The sequence below is a fragment of the Acinetobacter schindleri CIP 107287 genome (assembly GCF_000368625.1).
GTDB lineage: Bacteria > Pseudomonadota > Gammaproteobacteria > Pseudomonadales > Moraxellaceae > Acinetobacter > Acinetobacter schindleri.
Genome location: NZ_KB849584.1, coordinates 1 through 9,424, shown reverse-complemented (window position 1 = coordinate 9,424; position 9,424 = coordinate 1). Strand labels below are relative to the sequence as shown.

The following is a 9,424-nucleotide window of genomic DNA, read 5'->3' as shown; positions in this document are numbered from 1 at the left end:
TTTTTATTGGTGAGAATATAGACACTTTAAATGGGTTCTAACACGTGCATTTCGTAGAAGAGATTTTATGTTAAGTAAGTGATCAAAAGGCCCATGAATAGGGCCTTTCGTATAACGTGTATTATGTTATTTTTAGGAAGTCTTTAGAGTTGGCCTTCAAGTAACTGACCTATTTCTAACCTGGTATAGCCACGTTCTTTAAAGATCAAAATAATTGCTTTTTTATAATCTTCAGAAGTAGAAGTCTTATATTTAGTTATCAGTTGATTCTCGGAATTCAGCTCAAGATCATTTTTGATGGTCAATACTTCGCTAGAGATCTTATTAAAGATATTTAGGTTAAACATACAGGCACTCGTCATCCGTATTATAGCGGCCCGACTATAACTAATACCTGTCTTAGCTACGCTAGACACCCTTAGCCGAAAGGATTACAAATTAAGAAAAATTCCGCAAGTTTTTGTCTATTGAAAGAATAAATAATCTCCCAACTTTTATTTATTTAACATAATGGCGGTTACGCGAAACGAGAATGTAAGCCCCAAATAGAAATGTCCGGTTTCTCCAAAATAAAAATGTCCGCTTTTAGAATATGCGCTTTTGCGATTTCCTTAGCGGACGGTTTGATATGTTGGTGTCTATGTCGGATAAAGAACTTATAGGACATTTCTATTTGGTTATTAGGTAGGACATTTCTACTTGGGAATAACAGAGAACCTATAGCTCTCGTTTTTTTATTCTAAAACTGCTAAAATTCTTATACGCCATTGACGTACTTAAACCTATGCTATTCATTGAAACTAGTATTTTTACCAAGCAAATCAAAGAGCTTGTAAGTGATGAAGAGTATCGTCAACTCCAGCAAGATCTCTTGGTACAGCCTGATAAAGGTGACTTAATCAAGAATGGCGGTGGCATTCGTAAAGTACGCTGTGCTCAAGGTAATAAAGGTAAAAGTGGCGGTATCCGTGTGATCTATTACTGGGTCACAGAAGATGATCAGATATTTTTCCTGGTGGCTTATCCAAAGTCTATGAAAGATAACCTGACAGACAAAGAGACCTCTATTTTGCGTCAATTAGTGAAGGAGCAATTTCATGGATAACAACTTATTTGATGACCTGGTTGCTTCAATCAAAGAAGCTGGTGCCATCAAACGCAATGAAATGAAAGCAAGCCGGGTAACTGAGCTTGAATTGCCGGATATTAAGGAAGTACGTGAGAAGACAGGCTTAACCCAAGCTGAATTTGCTGCACGTTTGCATATCAGTGCCAGAACCCTACAAAACTGGGAACAAGGCCGTCGTTATCCGACTGGTCCTGCAGCGACTTTAATTCGCATTCTGGATGCCCATCCAACTCTGATTTAAAAGTTTAGATAATAAAAAACCCCGGCATCCTGCCAGGGTTTTTTATTGGAACTTTAGGTCTGTGCAGGCTTAGTGCTTGTGGTATCTGGCCCCATCCTGGTGCTCATTCTTTGTAATTCTAAGGAACGTCCTGTTCCTGACCACTTAATCATATGAAAATTCCACTATTACGAATAGCAGCAAAGCACCGGAATTTATGTAAGCTAAAGCTTACAAATGGTTTAAATTTTATCCCCAGAAATTGGGGATAATTTTCGCCCTGGGCATCTGATGGAATCAGGAAAAACCGCAAAATTGGTTACTTTTTAAACAAAATTATTGGCAAGAAGTATCAAAATCGCTCATAAAAAAGCCGACTTGTTTCCAAGTCAGCTTTTCGACATCGTCGAGCATTATCACTATAACACAAGTATTTGATTTTTATGTGTTTAAAATATGCATTTCGTATAACGGCCATTATGTTAAATGGAAATCTAAATTCCTAATTTATACTATAAAAAAATTAATTGAGCAGATTACATGAATATTGATGTCTACACAGATCATGGCCAAATTGATAGAAAAATTATTGAAGATTATGCTGAGTCTATTGGTTATAAATTCCCTAAGTCTTATGTTGAATTACTGAGTAAACACAATGGATTAACTCCTCAAAATAACTATTTTGAGTTTTTAGATCATAACAATGAGTTTACAGATAGAGACGTATATTTTTATAGCTACGGATATGAAGAAATAGAAATTTGGGATGAGGAAGATCGTAAAAAGTATGAGGATTCCATCAAAAAAGATGAAGCAATTGAATTAAATCAGCCTGATGAATACATGTATGAGTTTATGGATAAACACATAGTGATTTTCGGAGAATGTGCAGGTGGTGACTTACTAGCTTTTGATTACAGAGATGATCTTGATACTGATGAACCACCTATTACTCTGATTTATCATGATGACCTTATCCAAATATCACCCACTGAAAATAAGTTGAGAACTATAAAATTAGCAGATAACTTCACTTCTTTTATGGCGTTATTGAAAGAGGATAATTTTTAAATTTCCCTAAAATTAACATAATACACCTTATACGAAATGCTTGATATTTCTCTTTAAATATCATTATATTAACGTAAGCCGTTCTGGAGTATAGGGCACCAGAACGGCTTTTTATTGATTATTCATGTTCCACGATCACTAATTGAGCGATGTTCCACGGTTTTATTCAGTTTTAATAAACATCATCCGGTTTTTTGAGGAGTCATTATTTCAAGTGCTTGCACTGAAATTGGCTCTTCAAAAAACTGGAGTCTTGGCTAACCATATGGAAGGAAAAAGCGGCTTAGGAAGCCTCTCTTCTTCTGTTCTGGTTCAACATGCTCCGGGATAGGAATACGCTTATTGTCTTGCTGAGGAGTAGTCAATTCGTCATAGTTCGTTGCTAGTTCCGACCGAGGATCCGTTGCTATATCCTGTTTAAAGCTCTGATCGGTAAAGGTAGTCATATTGGCTTTTGGTGCTTCTAGTAAGCGCTGCATAGCTTCAATCTGTTCTTGATAAAACGATTCACGTTCTAAAGATTGATTTTCTCTCTGTATTGCCTGATTTAATTGTTTTTCCAGTATGTCAACTTGACGTTTTAGTAAGTCAACTTCTGTCAAGTTTTGACTGTTAATTGATTGACTTTGATTGACTGTATCCTCTTTTTTTTGTGGTTCCCCAAAAACTCTTAGGGCCTCTGAAAAGTCAATTAATCCATCAGATCCTTTAGATAAATTTCCTTTGTTTATATGTGCATATATGGCTTGTCTTGAATATCCATAAAGCTTAGCTAACTCTGAAACTGACAGTTTTTTCATTATGTAAACCAGTTTTCAACTTGTGTTAATACCTGACTGTTAACTTAACAATTTCAATTAACAATGTCATTGAAATCCTAATTTTCTGAGTAAAGGAAGTAATTCCTTAAATTTCTCTGCATCTTGCAGCATGGCAGCTATACGTACAGCAAACTGCTGATAGCTTTCTGTGCCTTGTGAATATTTACTCATCTCAGGAAGCTCTGAGAGCTTGTTGGCGAATAGATGGCGTTGTTTATCTGTTATTTTTGAAAAGAGGTCTAATGTATTCGGATCTCTTTTAGATTCGACTGAATGCGTGGCTGATTTTTTCTGTTTAAAGCTAAATGAAAAACCAGTAATAGATCTACCTGTTTTATGCTGTTCAACTTTGACAGTAATATCGGTATGTTCATTTACTTGTTTTAATGCAATGTCTAAAACATATTTTTTAAAATCATACATTCGTTTGTATTCAGTCTCGAGTACACCTATTTTTTGTCTAAAATCATACATAGTTATGAGAGGCGTTTTTCCAGTACTACGCCATGCAATCAATATTTCATATAAACGAACAGCATAAGCACTTGTTAAATTACTTATTTGTTGTATTTCATACTTTGTAAATTGTTCTTCTAACCTAGTAATTAAAGGCACAATAGCAGGGGCAAAAATAAGTCTAACGACAGCTTCATTATCAATATAAGCCACCTCGCTCACCCATCTTGATTTGTGATTAATAATGTTACCTTTTTCACTAAGACTCTGATAACTGAATTGTCTTGCAAACAAGTCATCGCAAGCATCTTTTAACGCCTGATAAGCCGTATTTCGATGTACACCAAACTGATTAATATAACTTTCAGCATGAACTGTTAGTGGATCATTAGCATTTATCCCTTTACCCGATTCCCTTGCTTCAACAATAGCTAGGAGAATTAACCTCTGTTCAACTAGATCGAGGTTATAACTGGCATTGATTAAGGCGTTATCTTTAACAACTAGTTCTGTTTTCATATGAAAAGATTATATTTTTAATTCAATAAGACGAGGTTATATAATTATCTCGCTTAATGCAAGGTAAACCTCGTTTTAATGCAAGGTAAACCTCGTTTTAATGCAAGGTAAACCTCGTTTTAATGCAAGGTAAACCTCGTTTTAATATCTCTAGAACCATTATGAATAAAGGATTACAGCTTAATTAAAAGCATTTAAAAGCTTAAAAATAATTAAAAGCCCAGGGAGTAAAAAATTGCCCTTGGTTTTCGCTTCGCTCAAACTCTATTGAATCTCGCTTTCGCTCGATTCGTCGGGGCAATTTTTGGTTCATATTTTCGTGAATTTGAGAAAAAGCAAAAGCAAGATCAAAAGCAGCTCGGAATTCGCTTCGCTCATGAGCTTTTTTTCTCGCTACGCTCGATTTAAGAATCAAATTTGGAAAGTTCGCACCCATGCGGGATGCTCTGTAGGGTAGGTGATTAATGGATAGGGAGCTTGTAATCAGGGAAAGGGATGGGCAAATTTTCTCAGTTCGCTCGTAGACACTCGCTCTGTTTAGCGACTCATGCCACGAGATTTCATTTTAGGCGCATGTTGCTGTGCTTTGAGCTGTTGTTCCTGTCTGAGTTTCATCTGTTGTTCTGCTTTGATCTCATCCACACATTTTTTAATGACTTGATAGGATGGGTATAGAGTCTGGTATTGCTTGGCTTTGGCTGGATGTTGTTGTTGGTACTGCTTCCAGGCATGTTCTTTAAACTTTTCATTTTCCAATAAATCCTTCACACCATGTTTTTTCTGGTGTTCATGCTGACCTTTCAGCTTTTTGTGCTCCTGGTAAATCGCATCACGTTGGGCTTCCCAGGCTTTTTTTCCAAACAGTAAGGGTTTGTTCTGAGTTAATTCGTTGTGTTGATCGACCAGGCTTTGCAATTTGTCATGACTTTGCTTGAGTCCGCTTTTCACGATCTCCTGGGCAAGTTGCTGATTGAACTCATTTTGATGTTTGTGGTGCTTGGTCAGGGTTATTTCGGCTTGTTTGAGATTACGCTGCATGAAATCCAGGTCTAGATTCGCGTCTTTTGCGCTGATTTCGCGTTTTAGCACTTTGCCAAGGGTTTCCCTCTGTTTTTCCTCAAACAGGGCTTTTTCGTCAATTGGTGGCGTTTTAGTGCTATTTTTGATTTGGATCTGCTGTTCTGTTTTCAGTGTGCTGAGTTTGATCTCATTTTCAGCAATCAGCAGATCCATATTTTTGCTGTATTGCAGCTGAGCCTGATTTCTCTGTTTGATTTCGTCATTGCTTCGGCTGATTTCGGTCTCAATCCCTTTTCGGCGCAGTTCGGTGACTTTCGGCCCTTCGTGCAGCGTGGCTTCTAAACCATTCTCCTGGTCTTTGTAGCTGCGGTGGTCGACTCGGGCAGTGTATCCAGCCAGATCCAGGTGCATATTGCAGATATCGGCAAAGTGTTCGCGCCAGTGTTCGATTTCTCCACTGTGTTTCTGATCCAGTTCCCGGGTTTTCTCGGTGAAGCCTTCCTGAGTAAGTTTGCGTGTGCTCATCAGGATATGCGCGTGATAATTGCGTTCATCACTACCAGATCCAGTATGCGGTGCATGAATACAGGCATCGATGGCCACCTGATGTCTGTCCACGATACTGGCGCATAGCTCTTCGAGCATGGCCAGGCGTTGTTCCTGATTTAATTCACTTGGAAAAGCGATTTCAAATTCTCGGGCAACTGTCGAGTTTTTTCGGGTTTCCCGTTGTTCAACTTCGTTCCAGAGTCTTTCCCGGTTTTTTAAATGTTCTGGTGCGCCTTCGGGTAAATAAATTTCTTTATATTCCACACCTGTTTTTCGGCTGTAATCATGTTCTCGGCCCTCACGTTCACAATAGATCTTTTCACCTGCCCGATAGGCAATCGCAGCAGTAGCGGAACGCCCTGCTGATCGTGCTACGGTTTTGACTGAAAAGTGGTAAATCGCCATGCCTATTTTCGCTTTTAAATTTTCACGTAGTGAAATACAACCGTGGATACGGTTGTCGGGGTATTGGGGAGACCCCAATCGGACTTGCAAACGAAGTTTGCATAAGTGCGCTCTTCGAGGAAAACATTACTATACATATAGCACCTTGAATGCATATTCAAGTGCGCTTATGTTAGGGATGGTTTCCCAGGATGATGGTATTGGATTAATGAGCGTTACTGAAACACTAGACAGCAAAATTAAAGCCCAGGAAGAAAAGCTGAAACAGCTTAAAGCTCAAAGACAAGCAGCACTTGCAAGAGAACGTGCTAAAGAGAAAGAACAGGCTCGTAAAGATGATACTAGACGCAAAATTCTAATCGGATCTTGTATGCTAAAAATCACTGAAGAAGATGAACAGGCCCGGGCAAAATTGATTGCACAGATGGACAAGTATTTGACTGATGAACGTGATCGTAAGCTCTTTAATTTATAAGTGATAGGAAATCAATCATGGCATTGAGCCAATTCGATATTATTAAGTCTTTAGGTGAATCTATTGAATGGTTTGAAAAAGAACTCTCTTGGGGAATGCCTATTGCAGAATTAAGGCATTTAACAGGAAGAATTGGGGAACTTTATGTAGCTATGATGACCTTAGGACAATTAGCTGATTCAGTTAATCAGAGAGGTTATGATGTAGTTTCCAGTACTGGACAAAGAATTTCTGTTAAGACTGTTACTACAGCAAGTCATGTCGATTTTAATCTTAAAACGATTGAGTTAGTGGACAGAATTATTGTTTTAAGAATTAACCCAGAGGACCTCTGTATTGAAGTAGTCTATGACTTAAATATGGAGCAGTTTCAGGCTAAGTCACGAGAATACAAAGGGAAATATATTTTAGGTATTTATAACAAAATACTTTTAGCTAATTCAAAAATAAATATAGGGTTAAATATTCCTACTGAAACAGAACTGAAAGTTGAAAATAATCATGAGCTATTGATTTTAAATAATATTTTTTATGATGGATATGAGATAAAACAATATGAAAATGCAAAAATTGAAGTTTATAAGGATGGTGAAAAACAACCATCAGCTAAAGAAATTTTGAGGCAGATAGCCCTCCCTTTAAATGTCTCTTTAAATAATTCAGCCGGAAATCCTAAAAATACTCAGCAATTAGGGGATCATGTGATCAAGGCAATAAAGAACTTTAGATCAACCTGATTTCGCATAAGAGATTTTATGTTAAATCTATGATCAAAAGGCCCATGAATAGGGCCTTTCGTATAACGTGTATTATGTTATTTTTAGGAAGTCTTTAGAGTTGGCCTTCAAGTAACTGACCTATTTCTAACCTGGTATAGCCACGTTCTTTAAAGATCAAAATAATTGCTTTTTTATAATCTTCAGAAGTAGAAGTCTTATATTTAGTTATCAGTTGATTCTCGGAATTCAGCTCAAGATCATTTTTGATGGTCAATACTTCGCTAGAGATCTTATTAAAGATATTTAGGTTAAACATACAGGCACTCGTCATCCGTATTATAGCGGCCCGACTATAACTAATACCTGTCTTAGCTACGCTAGACACCCTTAGCCGAAAGGATTACAAATTAAGAAAAATTCCGCAAGTTTTTGTCTATTGAAAGAATAAATAATCTCCCAACTTTTATTTATTTAACATAATGGCGGTTACGCGAAACGAGAATGTAAGCCCCAAATAGAAATGTCCGGTTTCTCCAAAATAAAAATGTCCGCTTTTAGAATATGCGCTTTTGCGATTTCCTTAGCGGACGGTTTGATATGTTGGTGTCTATGTCGGATAAAGAACTTATAGGACATTTCTATTTGGTTATTAGGTAGGACATTTCTACTTGGGAATAACAGAGAACCTATAGCTCTCGTTTTTTTATTCTAAAACTGCTAAAATTCTTATACGCCATTGACGTACTTAAACCTATGCTATTCATTGAAACTAGTATTTTTACCAAGCAAATCAAAGAGCTTGTAAGTGATGAAGAGTATCGTCAACTCCAGCAAGATCTCTTGGTACAGCCTGATAAAGGTGACTTAATCAAGAATGGCGGTGGCATTCGTAAAGTACGCTGTGCTCAAGGTAATAAAGGTAAAAGTGGCGGTATCCGTGTGATCTATTACTGGGTCACAGAAGATGATCAGATATTTTTCCTGGTGGCTTATCCAAAGTCTATGAAAGATAACCTGACAGACAAAGAGACCTCTATTTTGCGTCAATTAGTGAAGGAGCAATTTCATGGATAACAACTTATTTGATGACCTGGTTGCTTCAATCAAAGAAGCTGGTGCCATCAAACGCAATGAAATGAAAGCAAGCCGGGTAACTGAGCTTGAATTGCCGGATATTAAGGAAGTACGTGAGAAGACAGGCTTAACCCAAGCTGAATTTGCTGCACGTTTGCATATCAGTGCCAGAACCCTACAAAACTGGGAACAAGGCCGTCGTTATCCGACTGGTCCTGCAGCGACTTTAATTCGCATTCTGGATGCCCATCCAACTCTGATTTAAAAGTTTAGATAATAAAAAACCCCGGCATCCTGCCAGGGTTTTTTATTGGAACTTTAGGTCTGTGCAGGCTTAGTGCTTGTGGTATCTGGCCCCATCCTGGTGCTCATTCTTTGTAATTCTAAGGAACGTCCTGTTCCTGACCACTTAATCATATGAAAATTCCACTATTACGAATAGCAGCAAAGCACCGGAATTTATGTAAGCTAAAGCTTACAAATGGTTTAAATTTTATCCCCAGAAATTGGGGATAATTTTCGCCCTGGGCATCTGATGGAATCAGGAAAAACCGCAAAATTGGTTACTTTTTAAACAAAATTATTGGCAAGAAGTATCAAAATCGCTCATAAAAAAGCCGACTTGTTTCCAAGTCAGCTTTTCGACATCGTCGAGCATTATCACTATAACACAAGTATTTGATTTTTATGTGTTTAAAATATGCATTTCGTATAACGGCCATTATGTTAAATGGAAATCTAAATTCCTAATTTATACTATAAAAAAATTAATTGAGCAGATTACATGAATATTGATGTCTACACAGATCATGGCCAAATTGATAGAAAAATTATTGAAGATTATGCTGAGTCTATTGGTTATAAATTCCCTAAGTCTTATGTTGAATTACTGAGTAAACACAATGGATTAACTCCTCAAAATAACTATTTTGAGTTTTTAGATCATAACAATGAGTTTACAGA

At 37.3% G+C, this 9,424-nt stretch carries 14 protein-coding genes; 8 read left to right on the top strand and 6 right to left on the bottom strand.

The window, feature by feature from the left end:
* Positions 1 to 143: 143 nt before the first annotated feature.
* Positions 144 to 347 carry a hypothetical protein gene (locus tag F955_RS16930; protein WP_004896916.1) on the bottom strand — a complete coding sequence of 68 codons (204 nt, stop codon included), beginning with the start codon at positions 345 to 347 and terminating at the stop codon, positions 144 to 146.
* Positions 348 to 784: 437 nt separating this feature from the next.
* Between F955_RS16930 and F955_RS15395 the strand changes: the two genes are divergently transcribed.
* The 3 genes from F955_RS15395 (at position 785) to F955_RS15385 (ending at position 2,423) form a co-directional block, all read left to right on the top strand.
* Positions 785 to 1,105, top strand: coding sequence for a type II toxin-antitoxin system RelE/ParE family toxin (locus F955_RS15395; RefSeq protein WP_004896915.1), 321 nt, complete (start codon positions 785 to 787; stop codon positions 1,103 to 1,105).
* Positions 1,098 to 1,370 carry a NadS family protein gene (gene nadS, locus F955_RS15390; protein ID WP_004896911.1) on the top strand — a complete coding sequence of 91 codons (273 nt, stop codon included), beginning with the start codon at positions 1,098 to 1,100 and terminating at the stop codon, positions 1,368 to 1,370. Before F955_RS15395 ends, nadS (F955_RS15390) begins: the two co-directional genes overlap by 8 nt.
* Before the next feature lie 519 nt (positions 1,371 to 1,889).
* Positions 1,890 to 2,423: an SMI1/KNR4 family protein gene (locus F955_RS15385; RefSeq protein WP_004896928.1), complete on the top strand. Its 534-nt coding sequence runs from the start codon at positions 1,890 to 1,892 to the stop codon at positions 2,421 to 2,423.
* A gap of 257 nt (positions 2,424 to 2,680) precedes the next feature.
* On the opposite strand, the gene F955_RS15380 is transcribed toward F955_RS15385, so the two are convergent.
* The 4 genes from F955_RS15380 to mobQ form a co-directional block, all read right to left on the bottom strand.
* Positions 2,681 to 3,223, bottom strand: a complete 543-nt coding sequence (locus tag F955_RS15380; protein WP_004896925.1) for a plasmid replication DNA-binding protein — start codon at positions 3,221 to 3,223, stop codon at positions 2,681 to 2,683.
* A gap of 66 nt (positions 3,224 to 3,289) precedes the next feature.
* Complete coding sequence (repM, locus tag F955_RS15375) at positions 3,290 to 4,219, bottom strand: replication initiation protein RepM (protein ID WP_004896921.1); 930 nt, start codon at positions 4,217 to 4,219, stop codon at positions 3,290 to 3,292.
* Between the two features lie 202 nt (positions 4,220 to 4,421).
* A complete protein-coding gene (locus F955_RS16645; protein WP_034429840.1) occupies positions 4,422 to 4,655 on the bottom strand; it encodes a hypothetical protein in 234 nt (77 codons plus the stop codon).
* 101 nt (positions 4,656 to 4,756) lie between these two features.
* Entirely contained in the window at positions 4,757 to 6,193 is a 1,437-nt protein-coding gene (gene mobQ, locus F955_RS15365) for a MobQ family relaxase (protein ID WP_004896920.1), read from the bottom strand.
* A gap of 208 nt (positions 6,194 to 6,401) precedes the next feature.
* Between mobQ and F955_RS15360 the strand changes: the two genes are divergently transcribed.
* Positions 6,402 to 6,668, top strand: coding sequence for a hypothetical protein (locus F955_RS15360; protein WP_006581723.1), 267 nt, complete (start codon positions 6,402 to 6,404; stop codon positions 6,666 to 6,668).
* Between the two features lie 17 nt (positions 6,669 to 6,685).
* Positions 6,686 to 7,405 (top strand): DUF6998 domain-containing protein, encoded by a 720-nt coding sequence (locus F955_RS15355; protein ID WP_001218546.1) that lies wholly within the window; start codon positions 6,686 to 6,688, stop codon positions 7,403 to 7,405.
* Between the two features lie 94 nt (positions 7,406 to 7,499).
* On the opposite strand, the gene F955_RS16925 is transcribed toward F955_RS15355, so the two are convergent.
* Positions 7,500 to 7,703: a hypothetical protein gene (locus F955_RS16925; RefSeq protein ID WP_004896916.1), complete on the bottom strand. Its 204-nt coding sequence runs from the start codon at positions 7,701 to 7,703 to the stop codon at positions 7,500 to 7,502.
* Between the two features lie 437 nt (positions 7,704 to 8,140).
* Between F955_RS16925 and F955_RS15345 the strand changes: the two genes are divergently transcribed.
* The 3 genes from F955_RS15345 to F955_RS16460 form a co-directional block, all read left to right on the top strand.
* The gene (locus F955_RS15345; protein ID WP_004896915.1) at positions 8,141 to 8,461 is read left to right on the top strand and encodes a type II toxin-antitoxin system RelE/ParE family toxin; all 321 of its coding nucleotides are present in this window, start codon (positions 8,141 to 8,143) and stop codon (positions 8,459 to 8,461) included.
* Positions 8,454 to 8,726 (top strand): NadS family protein, encoded by a 273-nt coding sequence (gene nadS, locus F955_RS15340; RefSeq protein ID WP_004896911.1) that lies wholly within the window; start codon positions 8,454 to 8,456, stop codon positions 8,724 to 8,726. Before F955_RS15345 ends, nadS (F955_RS15340) begins: the two co-directional genes overlap by 8 nt.
* Before the next feature lie 519 nt (positions 8,727 to 9,245).
* Positions 9,246 to 9,424 (top strand): SMI1/KNR4 family protein (locus F955_RS16460; RefSeq protein ID WP_004896910.1); only part of this gene is annotated, 179 nt, incomplete at its 3' end.